The sequence below is a fragment of the Sodaliphilus pleomorphus genome, assembly GCF_009676955.1.
Taxonomy (GTDB): domain Bacteria; phylum Bacteroidota; class Bacteroidia; order Bacteroidales; family Muribaculaceae; genus Sodaliphilus; species Sodaliphilus pleomorphus.
Genome location: NZ_CP045696.1, coordinates 1936372 through 1957017, shown reverse-complemented (window position 1 = coordinate 1957017; position 20646 = coordinate 1936372). Strand labels below are relative to the sequence as shown.

Below are 20646 nucleotides of genomic sequence, written 5' to 3'. Positions count from 1 at the left end.
AAGTGCTAAAAAATGTGGAAAACAACGGTTTATTGAGCACTATTTATTAATTTTGCCACAATATGAAAACATATAGATACTTCATCATCGCCTTGCTGGCCCTTGCAGGCAGCTGGCACGCAGGAGCACAGACCTCGGTCACGCCATACTCGCGCCTGGGCTACGGCATACTTGGCGAGAACGCCACAGGCGCCCAGCGCCAGATGGGCGGCGTGGGCTATGCCGGCCAGGACAGCCGGCAAGTGAACACAATGAATCCTGCAAGCTATGCTCACACCGACTCGCTCACCTTCTTGTGGAACGTGGGCATCGACCTCACCAACGTGTGGTCGAAGGAAAACGGCAAGAGCGGCTACAGCTTCGGGGGCGGCCTCGACTATATCACCAGCGGCTTCAAGATAGCCAAGAACCTGGGCGGATCCTTCGGCGTGGTGCCCTTCTCGAGCGTGGGCTACAGCTTTGGCAACAACCTGAACGGCGGCAGCGAGTCGCGCATAGGCGAGGGCTCGATAAGCGAGCTCTACCTGGGTGCCGGCTGGGAGCCAGTGAAGCACTTGAGCCTGGGCGCCAACTTCTCCTATATGTTTGGCACAATCGACAACTACACCTACATCTACAGCACCACGACCAGCCTCTACGACCGCGTGATGGAAGTGCGCGACTGGAACGTGCACCTGGGCGTGCAATACAGCCTTGAGCTCAACCGCCGCGACCGCGTGGTGGTGGGTCTCACCTACTCGCCCCGCAAGTCACTGCACGGGCACACCTGGGGCACCTACTACGACGTGAGCGGCGACAGCAAGCTCGACACCGTGGGCTACACCAAGATGGGCGGCAAGTACCAGCTGCCCAACACCTATGGCGTGGGCGTGAGCTACAGGCACGGCAACAAGCTCATGGGCGAGATCGACTTCACCTATCAAGACTGGTCCAAGGCCAAATATACACCGCTCGAGGGCTTTGAGTCGAGCACCTTCAAGTTTGACAACCGCTGGAAGGTGGCCGCCGGCCTGCAATATGTGCCCAACTACCGCGGCAGCTACCTCAAGCGCACCGCCTATCGCGTGGGCGCGTTCTACAACCACGACTATCAGAACGTGGGCGCCAACAACGTGCGCGACTACGGCGTGAGCGCCGGCGTGGGCCTGCCCGCCCTGGGCAGCAAGACGGTGATCAACCTGGGCGTGGAGTGGCGGCACCGCTACAGCTCGCCCGCCATGCTCATCAAGGAGAACTACCTGAATGTGACCCTGAGTGTCAACTTCAACGAGATGTGGTTCTGGAAAAACAAGATACGTTGATCGCACACGCCGCCACAAGGCTGTCGATAGCAGGCCGGGCGCACCGCCACAGCCTGCTCGCCGTTGCCGCCCTGGCCATCACGGCAGCGGGCTTGCTCTCGTCGTGCAACGACGACAAGACAGCCGTGGTGAAGCATGACACCGATCCCGAGCGCGTGCCCACCATGGAAAGCCACGACGTGAACACCATCATCAGCGACTCGGGACGCACCCGCTACCGCATCGTCACCAAGATGTGGCAAATCTACAGCGAGGCCTCAACGCCGCACTGGTCGTTTCCCAACGGCGTGCAGGCCGACGAGCTCGACGACAAGTTCAGGCAGGTGGCATCGCTTATATGCGACTCGGCCTACTACAACATGGGCTCCAAGGTGTGGAGCGCCGTGGGCAACGTGCGCCTCACCATGCGCAACGGCGACAAGGTGCTGTGCGACCGCATGTACTATGACGAAAACAGCCGCCAGGTGAACTGCAAGGACAACGTGCGCATCACGCGCACCACGGGCGACAAGATACTCACCAACCAGATGTACTACGAGACCACCCAGGCTCTCACCCACAGCGACTCCTTCATTCGCATCGAGGGCCAGGGGCGCGTGATTGAGGGCGAGGGCTACGAGTACTACGACAAGCAGCGACACTACAAGATCAACCACGTGCAGGGCATCTTCCCCATCGACGACCGCAAGTTCATGCCGCGCCGCTGACGCTTGCCTGCCAAAACACCCACACAGGGCACGGCAGAGGCTAAAAATTGCCAACGGCACTTGCACACATCGCCCACAATTGCTTATATTTGCAATATCGACACACACTGTACACAGTGTGGCCACAACAATACTACACCCATTTTTTCTTATATAAATAACGACACAATTATGAAAAATCTACGTTCAACCCTGGCTGCCGTTGTGCTCGGCCTCACGGCAGCGCTTGCACTGGTCGCCTGCGGCGGCAAGCAGACCGACACCAGCAACGTGCCCGACCGCCCCAGCCCCAAGGCCTATCTCAACGACATGGCCGGCATCATCAAGGAAGATGCCACCGACACCATCTCGGCCCGCTGGATGGAAGACTCGCTCAAGTCCTACGCCTCCACGTCGCCCTACAAAATTTATGTAGTCACCACCACCCAAGACCTCGGCAACATGGGAGCTCAGGCCTATGCAGCAGCCATCGCCAGCAAGTGGGAGCTGGGCGACAGCAGCGTGGTGCTCTTCATCCAGCGCACCCCGCAAGCCTTCCAGGTGGGCATCGCCCCGGGCGCCGCTGTGAGCGACAAGTTCCCGCAGCGCACCATCGACCAGATCATCAAGGACAAGATAGGCTATGTGATCATGAGCTACAAGGGCCGCTTCGACCGTGCTGCCTGGAACGGAATACGCGAAATCAAAGACCGCCTCAAGTAGCGGCACGCGGCAGCAACAAGAAAAAGGCATGAAAAAAAGAGCAGCCTGCAAGTGCGGGTTGCTCTTTCTCTTGACAAGTAGGGACGATCGGGTTCGAACCGATGACCTCTGCAATGTGACTGCAGCGCTCTGAACCAGCTGGGCTACGCCCCTATGTTGCCTTTAAGCGGTGACAAAATTACACAATTTTATTGAATGCACCATAACTTTTTCCAACTTTTTTCACACAACCGACAAAAAAAAACTGTATTCAAGGCTGCACAGGCAGGTAGTTTGGGCGCATTTACTCAATTTTCACTGTTCCACTTCACCCCTAACAAGCAAAACAAAGCAAAAGTGGCGGCAAAGGCATTGCGCCTGCCGCCACCATCATAGGTCGCATGATTGTGGCACTCACTGCCACGTTGTGGTTATGGGAAAACGACCTTTTGGGTTGCACCAGTGGCCACATCCTTGAGAATGCAGACCCTATTATCCAGAATCAGACTGTTACGGTTGATCCTGCTGGCAATCAGTCGGCCATTCAGGTCATACACGTCGACAAGTTGCCAGCTGGGTTCAACATCAACACGGCTGACACCTGTGTAGTTTTCTCCCACAATATTGAATTCTTTCCAAGCATCGGCTGCTTTGTAGGCCTCCACAGCGTTGAGGGGCACATACACTGTCACAGCTTTAGGGTCGACCTTGTAAAACGAGTCGTCGCAACTCTTGCATGCGGCAGGGGTCTCACCCAGGCAACGCAGGCTTGTGAGCCCCGTGCAGTAGTCAAACGCGCTAGTACCTATCGTCTCGAGCGAGGCAGGAAACTGTACATAAGGCAGCGCTTTGCAGCCCGAAAACGCACCGTTTGCAATAGTCTTCACCCCCGAGCCCAAGTCAATAGACTTGAGCGACTCGCAGCCAGAGAAAGCATATTCTGACACCTGTGTGAGCGTATTGCTCAACTTGGCCGACGTAAGACCCTTGCAGCCGTCGAAAGCGCTGGGCATGATTGTGCTCACGTTGTCGCCCATTTCAACCGAGGTGAGATAGGTGCAACGGGTGAAGGCTTCCTCGTCAATCTTTTGCACCGATGCAGGCACGCTATAGCTACCCACCCTTCCCTCGGGGCACTTGAGCAGCGTGTGCTGTGGCTTGTCGCACAACACACCATCGATTGAGCTATAGGTGGAATTGTTGGCATCAACATTGATTTCTTTCAGTTTTTTGCAACTAATGAAGACATCTTGTCCCAGGCTTTCAACTCCAGCGCCTAAATTGACGGTTGCCAGACTGGCACAGTTGGAGAAGACGCGGCTGCCTATGTTCTTGACCGAATTGGGAATTGTGATTGATTGCAGTGCATTGCATGCTACAAAGGCCATCTCGTCAATGGTCTTGAGCGAGCTGCCGAATGTGACGTCGGTGAGTGACTCACACCACAAAAAAGTGCCATAGGGCAGTTCCTTCACTTTGTCGGGGATGTTGATCGACTTGAGCAACGGGCTGTTGGAGAATGCAGCCTCACCCAGGCTGTCGACACTCGCAGGCAGTGTTATCTTGCTGAGCATGCACTGGTTAAAAGCTCCATCGGCAATAAAGGTCACTGTAGATGGCACAACGAAGTCGCCTGTCCTGCCACAGGGCACGTTGACAAACTCAGTCTTCGCCTTGTTGAGCAGGGCCCCGTCGACAGCGCAATAGTGGGTATTGGCAGGGTCGACGGCGATGCTTTTGAGCGACACACAGCCAGCCAGTGGCGACAAGCCTATTTCTTGCACACCGCTTGGAATGCTGATACTTTCCAGCGCGCTGTCGCAGAAGAAGCAATTCTCTCCTATCGATTCCACACTGTCGGGAATCGTAATGCCTCCCAGCCTGGAGCAACGATAAAACGCGGAACGTCCTATCTGCTTAGTGCCAGCCGGCAACACGATTCTTTCCAGCTGGTCGCACTCTCCAAACATGTTTTCGCCCACCACATCATCTGCCGTAAAGGAGTTGTAGTAGATATAGGAATCGCCACCTGCCAGAATGCGGGCCTCGCTCAAGTCAAGGTCGCGTAGCTGACCCTCAGTTTTTTCACCATATTGCCCCCTGCCCAGCATCTCTCGCAAGTAAAGGACGTCGGTACCGTTGATGGGTCCGGCAACCTTCAATTGGGTTGTTGTGTTCTTCTTTTCGGGGCCTATAAGCGCACTCAACGTTCCTGCTTTGCTCACTGTCACTACAAGAGGAGAGGCCTGCGCTTCAAGACACACACAGGCAAGCACCAGAAGAGCACACACGGCTCCTGTGGCGCGCATAAAAGATTGTTTTAGCTTTTCGTTCTTCATTTTTACAAAATAGAAATTAGACGGAAGAAAATTGAAAGAAACTAAGTCTCAAAGGCAAAAGTATTGACGTCCTTTTGTTTTTCAAAGCAAAAACAATACCGATGTGCCCATTTTCAAGAAAATTGGCAAGTTTGACTGCATGAAACATTAATTTTGCCATGTAGCTGCAATGATTTTCATCAAGTGTGACAAAAATTATATCTTTGTACCATCATTCATATGTGTTTTTTTCGAATCAAGTAGCAATGTGTCGTTTTTACTCAGTCATTTTATTATGGTTGTTGCTGACAGGCGAGCCTGTGTGTTTGCAGGCCTCTGGGGTCGACAACGTCATCGGCCTAGCCGATCACCTGCAGCGCAGCGGCAACCTCACCCAAGCCATCAACACCTACGGACGCCTTGTGGCGATGTACGAGTCGGGCTGCGCCCAAGAGAAGCTGAGCGAGGGACTGCAGCGAGGCGGAAACTGCTGCATGCTGGCTGGCCGTTATATCGAGGCATTGCGCTTCTACACACTGGCCATCGAGATGGCCAAGCGTTGCAAAAACACCAAAGTGGAATGCACAAGCATGTCAAACATAGGGGCCGTGTATGCCATTTTCAACGACTACGAGCGTGCAATCTACTATTTTGAACAAGCTTTCTCGATTGCACTGCAGCATCACAGACACAGTACACTGAGCGTCGTGGCCATCAATCTCGTGAAAATGTATTGCCGTCTCGGCGACACAGCCAGTGCCAGAAAGTATCTAAACGAGGAAATAAAATTTCCCCTGGCCGACCAACGCGAGCAACATTTCAAAGTCCTGGTCAACCAGGGTATCATCGCCCGAACCGAGAAAAACTACAAGGGGGCTCTCTACTACCTGCAACAGGCAGCCGATCTGGCACGATTTCACAGGCTTGATCCTAATTTTCAGAGCGAGGCCCATCTGGAAATTGCAACCACCTGGCAGGCGATGCAACACCTGCCACAAGCTGCAAGCTGCTACCGCGAAGTCGTAGGCATGGCTACACGTGGCCGTTACCTCGACCAGCTGAACACCGCCTATCTCGGTCTTTCCAAGATCTATACTGACATGCACAGGGCCGACAGTGCGCAGCACTACCAGTCGCTGTACTTGGCCTTGAGCGACTCAGTATTCAACCAGCGGCAATTCAACGATGCCAAAGACGCATTGTTCCAATATGAGAACCACGCCAACGAAGAGCACATCAGCACGTTGGAATCAACGATCAAGTGGCTGCTGCTTGCTGTGGGTGTGGCGATAGTGATGCTTGCAGTCATCTACCACTACACTCGTCGCCTGCGACAGGCACAGCGCTTGCTTGTGAGGAAAAACGAAGACTTGATACGCCAGAACGACGAGAGCCGCCGCCTGCGTGAAGACTATGCTTTAAAGCTAAAGCAGCTGGAACTGGACACAGCCTCACGCAGCAACGAGCCATCACATTGCGCGAAGGCAGTCGAAGCCAGAGAGAGCATCGATGAGAATCGACAAGCCGAGTTACTGAAGGACATACTCTCGATAATGGATCGCATCGATGTAGTAGCCAATCCCGAGTTCAACCTGGCAGCACTGGCCAAGATGGTGAACAGCAACACCAAATATGTATCAGCAGTAATCAACTTTACCTACGGCAAAAATTTCAGGACTTTTCTCAACGAATATCGTATAAGAGAGGCAAGCCACATGCTCGCCGACAAGCGAGGCTGCGGCAATCTCACAATAGCAGCTATTGCCTCGGCAGTGGGTTTTGCCTCAGCCAATGGATTTGTTAACGCCTTTAAAAAAGCAGTGGGTGTGACGCCATCGGTCTACAAGAAGCTTTCCCAAGAGCGCAAGGCCTGAAGGCAAAATGTGAGAGCAACTAATGGGGAGGTGCGCCGCAATGTGCGGCGCACCTCCCCGGTGGTAGGCTGATGTGCGGGCTTGACGGGTTTACTTGAGGGCGAGCTTGAGAGAGCGGCCGGCAGCGGTCAAGATGTAGACGCCCGGAGCAAGGCCAGTGACGTCGATGTGCTGCGTTGCCGTCGAGGCAGTGGTCTGGGCGTGTAGCACGTTGCCGCCCCACATGTTGTAGATGTCGACAGGCTGCCCAGCCTCAAGGCCGGCAATGTCGACAGTGCCTGTGGCAGGATTGTAGGCAATGCGCAACTGGGCGTGGCTGCTCACTTGCGTCACGGCCGAGGGCACGACGTCGACCACATAGCCCTTGGCAGTGGCGGCGGCAACGTTGCAGCTGGATGCGCCAGGATTGCCCTCGACGAAGATCTTGCCATAGTTCTCACTCTCGGGGAAGTTGTCTTGGCTGGCCGTCTTGAAGGGGTAGACGATATCGGCCAGGTTTCTCAGGTTGGCAAACACGGCATTGAGCGTCTCGGCATCGAGCTTGTTGTTGCGCAGGTCGATGGTCACGAGCGAGTTGACAGGTGCGATCGAGAACTCAGTGAGCTCATTGCCCGAGGCATCGACGCTATAGGTCTGGTCGTTGTCGGGCAGCGACAGGCGGGTGAGCTGCTGGCCGCTGCAGTCGAGCGTCATGAGGCCGCGCGAGTAGTAGGCGATGTCGCTCTGGCGCACGGCATGCTTCACCGTGTAGGGCTTGGCCTGCACAAAGCTGCTCCACCAGTTGCCCCAGTCTACCCAGAAGGGGTCGTAGTAGTTCTCGACCTTGAATGCGATTTGGTCGCCCACGGGAATGCCGGTAGTCATGGCGAGGCAGGGGCTGGCGGGGGCTACCGACCAAGCCTCGTTGTACTCGTCGATTTTCCACCCCTTGGCTTTTGCTCCCGAGAGGTCGACAAGCTTGGCCTTGACGTCGGGGATGTCGGCCACCTCAAGTTGCTTCTTCCACAAGCGCTCCTCGGCCAGCACGGCCAAGTTGTTCACGTCGGGCAGCGCGGCCAGCAGGGCATCGAGCTGGGCCTTGGGCAGTGCAGTCTTCGACAGGAAGCAGCCTTGCAGGGCCTTGAGCGAGGAGAAGGTGATAGTCGTGAGCGAGGAGCTGCCAGCCACGTTGATGCGGCGCAATTGCGGGTTGTGCGTGATGTCGAGCTGGGCGAGATTGGTCTGGCTGGCAAACAGCTCGACAAGGCCGGGCACCTTGCTCAAGTCGAGACTGGCGATGCCCTTGGCGCTGGCCACATCGAGCACGGCAAGGTTGGGCGTGGGCGTCAGGTCGAGGCTGGTGAGCTGGGTGGAGCCCACGTGCAGGTCGGTGAGCTGGCTCAGGCCGTCGAGCTTGAGCTGCGCAAGGCCGTAGTTCTTGCCCAGCGACACATAGTGCAACTTGGGGCACTTGCTCAGGTCGATGGCCGTGATGCGGTTGTTCACCAGGTTGAGGGTCGTGAGCTTGGGCATGTCGCCAAGCGATATCTCCGAAATCTTGTTGAAGCCCAGCTGCAGGTCTTCGAGCATGGGCATAGAGGCGATTTTAGCCGTTTTTATCTTCTGGCTTGTGGCCTTGAAGCCAGTCACTCCCTGGGCATAGACAGCAAGTTTCGAGCCCTTGACGGTGCCGGCAATCACGCCTTGGCTTTGCGTGAGGTCGACGGTGGTGCGCTGCCCGTCGCCGAAGTCCACCTGTGCGGTTGCAGGGCCGGTCATCGTCATGTACACATCGAGGTTCTCCTTGTCAAACTCCAGGGCAATGGGGGCATCGGTGACCGTGGTGTCGGGCACGGCGGTGTAGTCCTTGAAGCAGCGCAGGCAGTAGCGCGAGGTAGCCACCCAGGGATAGACCATCACAAAGTCGGCGTCAAAGCCGAAGCCCCAGGCGCCAGTCGCCGTCTCGTTGCGGGGTGTGGTCGACCAGTAGCGGCCACGCGAGTTCACGTCCATCACGGTGCCGTCGTCGGTGTAGTTGCCATAGCCGCTGGCCGGGAAGTAACGCACCACATCGGCCTGGTTGCCAGTGGTCCAGTAGTCGCTCTTGGCCAGCTCCTTCACGTCGAGACCGGCTCCGGCTGCCCCCAGCAGGCGGCAGGTGACCTTGAGCCCCTTGATTTTGGTTTGGTTGGTATCGTCGTCGGTAAACACAGGTTCCCAGCGATAGGCCGAGAGATACTTGTTGTCGCCGCCCATAAAGCGCAGGGCGTAGCAAGCATAGTCGCCCGTGCCATAGTAGTGGGCGTTGAGCGTCATGGTAGTGCCGTCAAGAGTCACGGTCTCCTCGCCCGTGCGATCGATGCGGTAGCTCAGGTCGGGATAAGGGCTCTTGCTGGTTTGGTCGGGCGGGTAGATGCCCGAGATCACAAGCAGCTCTTCCTGGGTGGGGATGTGGTAGCCCGCGGGCACAGTCACGTTGGGCAGGTCGGCCCACTTGAAGTAGGCGCCCTGGGGAGCCAGCTTGTCGCCTGTGGCAAAGGTGCCGTCGGCCATGAGGTTGTACTCGGCCACCGCCGCCAGCGGGTTGCGTGTAGCCTGGCTGTGTGCACTCAAGCAGCACAGCGACACCAGCAGTAGTGAAATCAGGGTTTGTTTTTTCATCATGCAGTTTGATTTTTTTTGATTTAACTTTGGTTTATTCTCTCGAGCAGAAGGCATTCCCGATCTGCTGCATTGTTGTCAAGGGATAATGCTCAAATAGGGTGATGAGACATCGCAAAGATAACAAAATGTTGCTATATTCCCACATTTCCTTATATTTTTTTACACAGCACAACAAAAAAAAAAATTATTAGCGGGCTGGCGCTGCATTAATGCAGTGCCAGCCCGCCGTGTATGAGTTGATGCGGAGCCCGGGCGGGGGCGTCAGGGCTGTGAAGTAGTCAACAACCTATGCCTCACTCTTCAAAGAGATTGCCAGTGACTTCAGAAAGCGACACCTTGCAACGCTGGGCTATATCCTGAAGGTTAGCGCCTCCACTAGCAAATGAATAATATGTATTTTCACCCAGCAACAAGTACTGCCACTGCCTGTTCATGCGACTTTCGGCATCGAGGGCATTGATGCGCTTGAGCCATTGCAACGTTGCCTTCTGCTTCAACCTCACATTCTTGTCGTTTATTTTGTCGCTGCCTTTAGTTTCAACAACATAAACATAGTCGTGTGTGCGCACAATAAAATCGGGATGATAAACGGCAAGCATGCCATCGTCGCGTATATAATTGATTATGGCAAAAGTGTGCTGCGTTTCACTGATTTTCAAGAAGGCCTCTACACATGCGTCTTTATCCAAAAATTGCTCAAAAGCCTCCTCGAGACCTCCTCCGTGAGAAGGGAATGGCGTGCGCTCATATATGGTCTTTTGCAACGGTTGAGAGCAGCTTTCACGCATGCGCAATACTTGAATCGTGGAGAAAGCAACTTGATGCACCTCGGCTTGTATCGTTGTGGTAGACTCTTGCAAGCTAAATATCGCACGAGCCAGTTCTTTGACAATGTGCTGTGTAACTATGCCATCTTTGGCCAAAAGTATTTTCCAATCGTTACCGTTGAACGGGTCGAATGGCTTACCAAAGAGTCGCGTGCGAATGTAGGCATCGATTGCGCCCACAATGCGCGCTCCGTAGACCTGAAGCATCGGGAAACCTCCGTTGCGACGCTGACGATCCATGCGCTGAGTGACAATGTGCAAAATCTTTTGTAGATACTCACTGTAACTTTCAGCTGTAAACAAGTTGGCATCCACCTTGTAGCGGCCAAACTGCGTTTGAGTTGTGATTTCTTGCGATATAAAGGTTTCTCCCTCGGTAGCAAGAAAAGTGCGCAGTGTATCGATGGGAAAGGCAGTAAACTTAGCCAGCTGGTTGATGTCGACCTCGGCCTCGCACAGTTCCTCGTCGGCCTCGCGCAATATCACCGGCCAGGCCATGTCGTATTGTGCATAGTCGGGCTTCAAGCCTACACGCATGATGTCGCCCGTGGAGCCGCCCGTAGCCACATCGCCGCCATCAATGCCGGCAAGTCCGTTGTCAAGCAAGTCTTTATAGAACTCGAGAAATGCGGGATGCTCAATGATCGAAAGCATGTCGATATAGGTAGACGGGTCCCCGTGCTGCACAAGCACACGCTTGCGGTCTTCAAGCTTAATGCTGCTGTATTCAGGCTCGCGCCACATCAATCGCAAGCCACGCCCTATTGTCTGCTCAAGCAAGATGGGAGCGTCAGAAGCACGCAGGGGCACAATGACGCATATATTGTTCACGTCAAATCCCTCACGCAGCATGAGCACCGAGACGATGACTTTGGGGCTCTTGTGGCGGTCAATGTCAAAAAGTCGTGTCTCCACTTCTTTCCACTCCTTTTCCACGACGTTGCCTTTTGCATCGCTGTCGATGCGCAGCACATCGGCATTGTCGAGCCCCTCGCCTATCAAGAAATCGACCACATAGGGCGAAACTTGGGTATCCTCGCACACAACAAGCATTTTAGGATTTTTCCTCTCGTCGATTTCAGTAAAATCTCTTTCCAGCTTGCGCAGTTTGGTGAGTCCAGCCCTGAGCATGACACGCTGGCCGTTGCATAACCCTGTTACCCGTCCTCTTACACGCTGGGCTCGGTAATCAAGCCTGGGCAGATCGGTGAGCTCTTGCCGGCGATCAATCAGCAAGGTTTTCACCAGTCCCATGCGCATAGCTGTGGGCAAGTCGAAATCAACCACAATGTGCGGGAAATAGCACTTCACCTGGTTTCTACCCGAGCCACGTGTGTCGAAAGGTGTTGCCGAGAAATCCACTTGCATGAATCGATCGCCCTTGGGCGAGGCTATGGCATTGAGCCCCTTCTGCCACTCCACTTCTTCGACCTCGCCATTGCGCTTGAGCTCATGTATGTGATGGGCCTCATCGTTGATCACCATGATGTCGTCGAGACTTGCAAGATAGTCGAGCTCGGTACCGCCCAGCACCCTGCCGTCGATGGTATTGAGGTCGTTGCCTGCCGCCTTGCCAGGTCGCAAGGGCAGCAAGTCGGCTACAATGGCCGGCGCATCGCAGGCACTGGCTTCGTCGCCATGCGCGTCAAACTCGTTTTCAAACAAATGCCAATTGGTGAGCGCTATGATCCCGTTCCCCGTCACCTTGCGACCTATGCCGTCTTCCTTGGTCACAATATTGTTTTGAATGAACGACAACACCTCGTTGCGGTACATCTCGGGAATAAAGAGATCTTGATTTCTGCAATAGTCGTTGGTTGTGAAGTCGCGCGTGCCATCTCCTGGCCTCATGCTGCCACAGAAGGCATCCTTGAGCCGCTCATACACGATGAGCCCTGGAGCCACTATCAAGAAATTGCGAGTGTATCGCCCCGACGGCTCTGCCTCGTGCAAGGCATTGAGCATTTGCCACAAGATGAGGGCATGCATCACCCAGGTCTTGCCCGTGCCGGTAGCCATCTTCACAGCATACTTTGGTATCCTGTATTTGGACTGTGCCAGCTGGACATGGTCGAGCTGGTCAACAAGATCAGGGGTTATCTTGGTGTAGTGGTCGAGTACCGTCGTCGACCTGAGCACCTCGTGCAGATAGATGACATTGAGGATGGCCTGTCGCTGCCCCTCGTGGAAGTTGAGTGTGCGCTGGTCGCAACGTGCCTCGCCAAACCAGTAGTTCAGCAGGTGGGCAGTGATGGGGGTGACTTGGGCCAGCATCGTGCCGTCGGCCCAGGCCTTGGCTGTCACATCGGTCAAGCGGTGGGCCAGCTCTATCGAGATGTTGCTTGAGTTAATTGCCATTGTTGAGTTCCTCCTTATTTTTCACAGTGAGTACGACTTGGCTTTCAAAGCCAAACACATCGACGGCTTTCACACACACGCGGCGGTCGTCGAGGTGGGGCACCGTCAAGCAAGTGCTGTACACACAATGCAACGCATCGTTGTCGTTGCTGGTATTCTCGCGATAGTCTTGCCAGGTAGAGCGGAAGGTGATGCCGTCATAGTCGGGATCGATGCTCCAGTACTCGATAAGCGAGAGCGGGTCATCGCTCATGAGCACTTGTAGCTTGAGCTTGTCTTTCTCGTCGAGCGGGATATTGTCGGGCGAAAGCAGGACATAGTTGTCGAGCGTGACCGTGATTTCGTCCTTCCCGTCGCACGTGTTCACCTCAATGGGCTTTACTACAAGATATTGCAGTGAGGAGAACCGCACGGCCTTGTCGCGAATGAGCTTGTCGTAGCCTTTCTTGGAAAGCTTGTCCATCAAGTCGGGCGGGATAACGAGCACCTCAACATTGCTGTCTTTATATTGCTGAATGGCCTGCGAGATATCGAAGGCAAAGTTCCAGCCCAGCACCACCACCTTCTGCCAGTCGCCACCCAGCAGCGAGGCCTTGGCCTCTACAGCCCGTCTTATGGTAGAGGCTGTGGTGAGACGGTTGGGGCTGTCGGCCATAACGAGTGTCCTGGAGCCCTTGACGTAGCCAAAGTTGCGGTCGGCACATTGCTCGGCTGTAAAGGGCAGCGCACCATACAGGCCCAGCACGATTTGGCTCAAGTCGCCTATGCGCTTCACCAGGCGGTTGTTGCGGAAGGCCTCCTTCTGATAGTCGCCTATGCTCTGATATAGGAAGGGCTTCACGTCCTGGTCGATGAGCCGCTTGCGCATGATGAGCGAGGCCGGCTTGCCTATGTCGCCCGTTATCCACCGCCGTCCCAGTCTCTCGGCCACTGCCGCCGTGGTGCCGCTACCCCCAAAGAAGTCACACACCAAGTCGCCCTCATTACTGCTCGCCTTTACAAAAATAGAAATCAAATCTTCTGGCTTCTGTGTATCATATCCCACCCTTTCACGATTGGTAGATGCCATTGTTGGCACATGAGATATTACATCATTTATTTTTTTACCTTCTTGGTTAGGATATGTCCTACCATAGTAAACGCTTCCATCAGTTCTTGTTCGCTTTATTAAGGCATATGAATTACCATGTTCATCAATTTGATTGTATCTTCCCATACTTTGATCCTTATATGGTTGATACTGCTGATTCCAGACGATTTCATTTCCTTTTGCATAAAACAAAATAGTATCATGTGCATGTTGAAATATTCTTTTTGATTCTGTACCCCTAAAGCCTTTGTTCCACACTATTTCATTGATTAATTTTTCTTTTCCGAAAATATCATCCATTATTGTCTTAACATAGGCACTCACATGCCAATCGATGTGGACATAGATGCTTCCTTTTTCAGAAAGCAGCTCGCGCATCAACACCAGCCGCGGATACATCATCCTGAGATAAGAAACGGTTCCTTCTTTCCATGTATCGGCATAGGCAAATTGCTCTATCACCGTTGGTTTCTGGTCAAGGCTCACCCCAGGCAGATTTATTTTGGTTCGGTAGTCGGCCTTGGAGTCGAAGGGTGGGTCGATGTAGATCAAGTCCACCTTGCCGCGCAGCGAGGGCAGACCGCTGTCGGGGTCGCCGGCAAGCAAGGCTTGCAGGGTGAGCAGGTTGTCGCCATAAATAAGGCGGTTCATCCACTGGGCTGCGCCCACGGCCTGGTTGTAGGCATTAGGCAATTTGGGTTGCTGGCCGCTGAAGATGCCCGAGGTGTCTTTGCACGGCAACACGATTTCGTTGGTTTGCAAGCCTATGCGCGTGCCGCTGTCGAGCCGCCCCAGCACGCGCTGGGCCTCGGCCCTACCCTCACGCGCTATCTCGGGCAGTTGTTCCAATAAAGTCTTTGTCATTGCATTAATAGTGTAATTAGTTATTAATGCGTGTGCACTTTATTCTACCAAACGTGGTTTCTGCAAGCACCCCATTGCACATATAAGAAAATGCAGAACGTGGGCGAATGTACTCGTCCACGTTCAGAGGTACTTGGCGGAAACCTACAAATCAAGACAAGCCAAACGCCCACGCATATCGCGGGCATTCGCTCTTTATTCCTGATTTGTTCTTTCCACCGCCAAGTTTCCTGAACGTTTTGAATAAATAGCAAACGCTAAGATCCACAATGTCGTTGTCCTTGCCCGTGTGCGGGACAAGGACTTTGTAGAGACAAAGATACAAAAAATACCAATTTTCAATCTTCCCTTCTCTGTTTTTTCCTCCTTAATTCAAAAGAAAAATCTACCAACAGCAAGGTGGGAAGAAAAGAGGCTGTGCCGTAAAACTTTATTACGACACAACCTCTCAGTATAGTGTGTGATGGCGGGCTGGGGGGCGTCAGGGCTGCAGGAGGAGGGCCCGGAGCAGGGTGCTCACGATGCCGCTCAGCTTGCTGCCGGCACTCTCTTGCATGGCCTCGACCATGGCGGTGCCTATCTCGGCCTTGTCGCTCACCCAGGTGTGCCCAAGCAGGCCCACGGCCACGCGGCGCTGCTGCCCGTTGCGCAGCGTGAGGGTGCCGGTGGTCCACAAGTAGTAGTCGTGGAAGGTGAAGTTGCTGTCGAGGTAGCTCTGCATGGCCTCGTTGCCTATCCACTTGGCGCCCTCGCTCATGATGTTGCCCATGACGGGCACACTGTCGAGGCCCAGGCTGTCGATGCGGGCGCTCACATAGGCGCGGCCGGCCTGGTTCACGGCCTCGAGCTGCTCGTTGCGGCTGGGGCGTGAGAGGCACAAGGTGGCCAGCACGATGAGGCAGCACAGCAGTGCAGCTATCCACGCCAGGCGGTTGTTGCTACTTGTCGTTTCCATTGCCTAAGAGGTTTTCAATCTCGTCGATAATCTTGTCGACAATACCCTCGGCAGCCTGCTTGGCCTCGTCGGCGGCTTTGGAGGCCACCTTGTCGACAGCCTGGTTGGCTGCCGAGTCGAGCTTCTGGCTGACCTGCGACGAGTCGACCTGCGACACCACAGCGTCGACAGCCTGGCGGGCTGCATCGACAGCGCCCTTCATGGCCTGCACGGCAGCGTCGCTGGCGGCGTCGGTGGCGGTGGTGCTGCGATGCTCCTCGGCATACTTGCGCACGGCTTGTGCCACATCGTCCTTGTCGAAGGTGAACACGTGCCCCAGGATGCCCACGCTCACGGTTTTCTCCTTGCCGCCATAGGTGAACTTGCCCACATTCCACAGCAGGCGGTCGTGGAGCTCGAAATGCTGCTCCACCACCTCGCCAATGAAGCTGCCGGCCAGGTTCTTCACGCCGTCGCTCATGACGGGGATGCCACCCACGATGCTGCTGTCTACACTCTCGCTCAAGTAGTCGTAGCAGGCACGGTCTATCGCATCGAGGTGAGAGCTGCGGCTGGGCTTGCTGATCACGAGCACAGCCAGCACGACCAGCGCCACGAGGGCAACAATCCACCCGCGCGAGCTTTTCTTCTTGGGCTCGGCGGCCTGCATGTAATTGCCGTTGACGGGGGTTGTGGGCTCAGGCTGCATGCCGCCACCATACTGTTGCTGCTGCGCGCCACTGTAGGGCTCTTGCGGCTGCATCTCGTCGTCGCCAGGCAGCGGCGGCGGGGCCATCTCGCCTATGGGGGCTTGCGGAGTGTCGGCACCGGGAACGTCGGGCACGTCATGGTCGATAGCGCCCGAGAGCTCGGGCACCGTCTGGGCTTCGGCCCAGTCGGGCATGCCACGGGTCCATACCAGCGTGTCGGGGCTCAGGCGCTGCATGGCAAGTTCCTCGACGGTGTAGGGACCTTGCCGCGTGCCATCTTTCACAATGAAATATTTCATAACTCAATACAAGTGTTAAGTTGATATATATATGTGTTTACTTCTATTTTAGCTGCTTCCACAACTTGCGGCGCCAAAAGTAAACATATATCTCATAAAAAACAACACTTGAGGCCACCTTTATTTTTCGCGTGACCTGGGGCTCACTTCTGGATGAAGTCGAGGAAGGCCTGCTTGTAGCTGTCGCCTATGGGGATGTAGACGTCGCCAAAGACAATGCGGTTGCGGTCGATCTCGCGTATTTTGCTCTTCTGCACAATGAAGGAGCGGTGCACGCGTATAAACCGTGACGAGGGCAGCAACTGCTCCATGGCCTTCATGTTCATGAGCGAGAGTATGGGGTGTGGCGAGTCTTCGGTATAGATTTTCACATAGTCCTTCAGGCCCTCGATGTATTTTATCTTGTCGAGATCGATCTGCAGCAGCTTGTACTCGCTCTTGACAAAGATGCTCTTCATTTCCTCTTGCTTGTCGGTTTTCTCGGTGTGGCGAGTGAGCTTGAACCACTGCAAAGCCTTGCTGCAGGCTTCGAGAAAGTCGACATAGGATATGGGCTTCATCAAGAAATCGAGCGCGTTGAGGCGGTAGCTGTCGACCGCATATTGCTGGAAGGCTGTGGTGAAGACGATGCGCGTGGTGGCGGGCAGCATCTTAGACAGCTCCAGGCCGTTGAGGTCGGGCATCTGGATGTCGAGAAAGATCACGTCGACGGGATGCTCGCTCAAGCCCTTCATCGCATCGATGGCGTTGGAGTACTTGCCAGCCAGGTTCATAAACGGGATCTTGGCCACATAGCTCACCAGCAGTTCCACTGCCAGGGGCTCATCGTCAACTATTGCACAATTGAGAGTCATGTCGATATATTGTTATGTTGCTGTAATACTCGGTGTTGTCGCTTGTTGTGCCCTTGTGCCAGGAGTACTGGCCGGGATACATGAGGTCGAGACGCTTCTGCACCTGCTGCAGCCCTATGCCCGAGCCGCTCTTGTCGTTGGCGCGCTTGGGCCAATTGCTGTTGCTTATCTCGCAGGTGATGGTGTTGTTGTCGTGACTCATCTTCACACAGATGAAGCCGTGGCCGTTGGGCGAGATGCCGTGCTTGAAGGCATTCTCGATGAGCGAGATGAAGATGAGCGGGGCTATGGGGGTGGCATCGTCGTCGGCGATGGTGATATCGGTGTCGACCTTCACATTGCTGGTCACGCGGATGCGCATGAGCTCGATATAGTTTTTCATAAACGCCACCTCCTTGTAGAGTGGCACATAATTCTGCTCGTTCTCGTAGAGCACGTGCCGCAGCAGCTTGCTCAGCTGCTCGACGGCCGTCTGGGCCTTCTCGGGGGCAAAGGCAATGAGGGCATAAATGTTGTTGAGCGTGTTGAGCAGGAAGTGAGGGTTGAGCTGGTTGCGCAGGTTGCTCAACTCAGCCTCGCTCTTGGCCTTCTCGGCCTCGCGACGTGTCTCCTCGATGTGCTGCCACCGCTGGCCCATGCTCACAGCCAGAGCCAGTGCAGCCACCAGCACAGCCATGAGGGCACTTTGAAACAGCATGTTCCACTTGGGAGGCCCCATGTGGGGGCGTGGCTGGCTCGACATGAAATGGCTGGGCATCTCGTCGGGCAGGATGCGGCCCAGCACCTGCCACCATCCCACCGACAAGCCTATGGCCAGAGCAACAAGAATCAAGTTGGCCACGACATAGAGGCCGCGCTGGTGCTTGAAGTAGAGCTTAGGCACCAGCCACACATAGTTGGCATAGAAAATGATCATGTAGCTCAGCGTGCCGCCCAGGGAGCGCAACCAGTGGCTCATGCGCAACTCCCAGGTGTCGTTGGGGCGAAAGAACACCAGGGGCAAAAACAAGACGATGCCCCAGCACAAGATGTGTATAAGCAGTTCTCTACGCTTCATTGTTTTTCGGTCGTTATCGCTCATTGCAAAGTTAATATTTTTTAGTTGATATTCAGCGGGGGAGCATCAACTTTTTTACCCATGGCTACTCGTAGCGTATGGCCTCGATGGGGTCGAGATTGGCAGCTTTTTTGGCAGGATACCACCCGAAGAACACCCCTATGAAGGTGCACACGGTGAACGAGAGCACAATGGTCCACGGCTCGATGCTGATGGGCCAGTGAACAATGGTTTTCACCGCCACGGCAGCCCCCACGCCCATCACCACGCCGATGAGGCCGCCGGTGATGCTGATGAGCACCGACTCGATGAGAAACTGGGCCAGGATGTCGACGCCCCGGGCACCCACACTCATGCGCAAGCCTATCTCGCGGGTGCGCTCGGTGACCGACACATACATGATGTTCATGATGCCAATGCCGCCCACCACCAGGGCAATGCCGGCCACGGCGGCCAACAGTGTGGTCATCATGCTCGTGGTAGAGTTCATCATTTGGCTCATCTCCTCTTGCGAGCGTATGTTGAAGTCGTCGTCGGCATCGGCCTTGAGCTTGTGGTCGGCTCGCAGTATCGATGTGATGTCGGCAATGGCCAGGTCGGTCATGCTCTCCTTGATGGCGCTGGCATAGATGCCCGAGAGGTAGGTCTGGGCCAGCATGCGCTTCATCACGGTGGTGTAGGGTGCCAGGATGATGTCGTCCTGGTCCATGCCCATCGAGTTGTAGCCCCTTTTCTTGAGCACGCCCACCACGCGCATGGGGATCTTGTCGAACCTGATGACCTGCCCTATGGGGTCGGCACCCTGGGCAAAGAGGTTGTCGACAATGGTCTGCCCTATGACGCACACCTTGGCGCTCGACTTGATGTCGGCATCGGTAAACATGTCGCCCTGCTCGACCGTGAGCTGGCGTATTTCCAGGTAGTCGCGGCTCACACCGGTCACGCTCGTCTGGTAGTTGTTGTTGCCGAAGATGACCTGGCCGCTGGCACTCACGTTGGGGCTCACGGCTGCCAGATACTTGTTCTGGTCGACGATGTTCTGGTAGTCTTGCAGGGTGAGGGTCTGCATGTCGTCGGCACTCTGGCGTGCGCCGCCGGGGCCCTTGTCCTCGCCAGGGTGTATCATGATCATGTTGGAGCCCATCTCGGCGATCTGCTTCTGGATGCTCACCTTGGAGCCCTGGCCTATGGCCAGCATGGTGATGACCGAGCCCACGCCGATGATGATGCCCAGCATGGTGAGAAACGACCGCATCTTGTTGGCCGCGATGGCCTTGAGCGCTATTCTGAATAGATTGAAAAAATTCATTGTTGTCGTGAGAGTAAAAAAATGGGGAACTGTGGAGTGCTCAGTCGTCGTCGTTGACTGGCAGCGTGGCCAGCTTCTCGGCGGCCGACATGATGTGGTCGTTGACCACATCGGCACGTATCTTGCCGTCGCGCAGGATGATGTTGCGGCTCGAGTACTGCGCTATCTCGGGGTTGTGGGTCACAAAGATGATGGTGCGCCCCTCGGCGTGCAGCTCCTGGAAGAGCACCAGTATCTCAAACGAGGTGCGGGTGTCGAGATTGCCGGTGGCCTCGTCGGCGAGCACCACGGCCGGCTCGTTGACCAGGGCTCGGGCGATGGCCACTCGCTGCATCTGGCCACCGCTCATCTGGTTGCTCATGTGCTCCAGGCGGTTGCCCAGGCCCACGCGCTCGAGGGCGGCCACGGCGCGCTCGCGGCGCTCGCGGGCGCTCACCCGTGCGTTGTACATGAGCGGCAGCTCCACGTTGAGCACAGCGGTGGTCTTGGGCAACAGGTTGTAGTTCTGAAACACAAAGCCTATCTTGTGGTTGCGCAGGCTGGCCAGCTGGTTCTTGCTCATGGTGCGCACGGGCACGCCGTCGAGCTTGTACTCGCCGCTGGTGGGCTTGTCGAGGCATCCCAGTATGTTGAGCAGGGTCGACTTGCCCGAGCCCGAGGTGCCCATGATGGTCACAAACTCGCCCTCGCCAATGGTGAACGACACGCCGCGCAGCGCGTGCACCGTCTCGCCGCCCACCTTGAAGTTGCGGCGCAGGCCGTCGAGCTCGATTACCGGTTTGGTTGTTGCTTCTTGCATCATATCTACATTTTTAAATGT

General features: G+C 55.3%; 15 protein-coding genes and 1 tRNA gene. 5 read left to right on the top strand and 11 right to left on the bottom strand.

Going from position 1 to position 20646, the window contains the following annotated elements:
• Positions 1-62 precede the first annotated feature (62 nt).
• The 3 genes from bamG to GF423_RS07790 all read left to right on the top strand — a co-directional run bounded on the left by bamG (position 63) and on the right by GF423_RS07790 (position 2710).
• Positions 63-1301 (top strand): BamG family beta-barrel-assembly machinery protein, encoded by a 1239-nt coding sequence (bamG, locus tag GF423_RS14070; protein ID WP_206113170.1) that lies wholly within the window; start codon positions 63-65, stop codon positions 1299-1301.
• Positions 1298-2008, top strand: coding sequence for an LPS export ABC transporter periplasmic protein LptC (gene lptC, locus GF423_RS07795; protein ID WP_206113169.1), 711 nt, complete (start codon positions 1298-1300; stop codon positions 2006-2008). The genes bamG and lptC overlap by 4 nt, the downstream gene beginning before the upstream one ends.
• Positions 2009-2179: 171 nt before the next feature.
• The gene (locus tag GF423_RS07790) at positions 2180-2710 is read left to right on the top strand and encodes a TPM domain-containing protein (protein WP_154327814.1); all 531 of its coding nucleotides are present in this window, start codon (positions 2180-2182) and stop codon (positions 2708-2710) included.
• 78 nt (positions 2711-2788) lie between these two features.
• Here the strand turns inward: GF423_RS07790 and GF423_RS07785 are convergent.
• Positions 2789-2863, bottom strand: a tRNA-Val gene (locus GF423_RS07785).
• A 42-nt stretch (positions 2864-2905) separates the two neighbouring features.
• Here GF423_RS07785 and GF423_RS07780 point away from each other — a divergent pair.
• Entirely contained in the window at positions 2906-3085 is a 180-nt protein-coding gene (locus GF423_RS07780) for a hypothetical protein (RefSeq protein WP_154327813.1), read from the top strand.
• A gap of 35 nt (positions 3086-3120) precedes the next feature.
• On the opposite strand, the gene GF423_RS07775 is transcribed toward GF423_RS07780, so the two are convergent.
• Positions 3121-5028: a leucine-rich repeat domain-containing protein gene (locus tag GF423_RS07775; protein ID WP_154327812.1), complete on the bottom strand. Its 1908-nt coding sequence runs from the start codon at positions 5026-5028 to the stop codon at positions 3121-3123.
• Between the two features lie 305 nt (positions 5029-5333).
• On the opposite strand from GF423_RS07775, the gene GF423_RS07770 reads away from it, so the two are divergent.
• The gene (locus tag GF423_RS07770) at positions 5334-6881 is read left to right on the top strand and encodes a tetratricopeptide repeat protein (protein ID WP_206113168.1); all 1548 of its coding nucleotides are present in this window, start codon (positions 5334-5336) and stop codon (positions 6879-6881) included.
• A gap of 90 nt (positions 6882-6971) precedes the next feature.
• Here the strand turns inward: GF423_RS07770 and GF423_RS07765 are convergent, their stop codons facing one another.
• The 9 genes from GF423_RS07765 to GF423_RS07725 form a co-directional block, all read right to left on the bottom strand.
• Positions 6972-9524 carry a leucine-rich repeat domain-containing protein gene (locus tag GF423_RS07765; protein ID WP_206113167.1) on the bottom strand — a complete coding sequence of 851 codons (2553 nt, stop codon included), beginning with the start codon at positions 9522-9524 and terminating at the stop codon, positions 6972-6974.
• A 293-nt stretch (positions 9525-9817) separates the two neighbouring features.
• On the bottom strand, positions 9818-12709 hold the full coding sequence (locus GF423_RS07760; protein ID WP_154327809.1) for a DEAD/DEAH box helicase family protein: 2892 nt from the start codon (positions 12707-12709) through the stop codon (positions 9818-9820).
• On the bottom strand, positions 12699-14663 hold the full coding sequence (locus GF423_RS07755) for a site-specific DNA-methyltransferase (RefSeq protein ID WP_154327808.1): 1965 nt from the start codon (positions 14661-14663) through the stop codon (positions 12699-12701). Before GF423_RS07755 ends, GF423_RS07760 begins: the two co-directional genes overlap by 11 nt.
• Positions 14664-15144: 481 nt before the next feature.
• Positions 15145-15618, bottom strand: coding sequence for a hypothetical protein (locus GF423_RS07750; RefSeq protein WP_154327807.1), 474 nt, complete (start codon positions 15616-15618; stop codon positions 15145-15147).
• A complete protein-coding gene (locus GF423_RS07745) occupies positions 15602-16606 on the bottom strand; it encodes a DUF4339 domain-containing protein (RefSeq protein WP_154327806.1) in 1005 nt (334 codons plus the stop codon). The genes GF423_RS07750 and GF423_RS07745 overlap by 17 nt, the downstream gene beginning before the upstream one ends.
• A gap of 143 nt (positions 16607-16749) precedes the next feature.
• Positions 16750-17460 carry a LytR/AlgR family response regulator transcription factor gene (locus GF423_RS07740; protein ID WP_154327805.1) on the bottom strand — a complete coding sequence of 237 codons (711 nt, stop codon included), beginning with the start codon at positions 17458-17460 and terminating at the stop codon, positions 16750-16752.
• Positions 17435-18517, bottom strand: coding sequence for a sensor histidine kinase (locus GF423_RS07735; protein WP_235911695.1), 1083 nt, complete (start codon positions 18515-18517; stop codon positions 17435-17437). Before GF423_RS07735 ends, GF423_RS07740 begins: the two co-directional genes overlap by 26 nt.
• An 85-nt stretch (positions 18518-18602) precedes the next feature.
• On the bottom strand, positions 18603-19826 hold the full coding sequence (locus GF423_RS07730) for an ABC transporter permease (protein WP_154327803.1): 1224 nt from the start codon (positions 19824-19826) through the stop codon (positions 18603-18605).
• Between the two features lie 40 nt (positions 19827-19866).
• On the bottom strand, positions 19867-20625 hold the full coding sequence (locus GF423_RS07725) for an ABC transporter ATP-binding protein (protein WP_154329014.1): 759 nt from the start codon (positions 20623-20625) through the stop codon (positions 19867-19869).
• Positions 20626-20646: the final 21 nt, after the last annotated feature.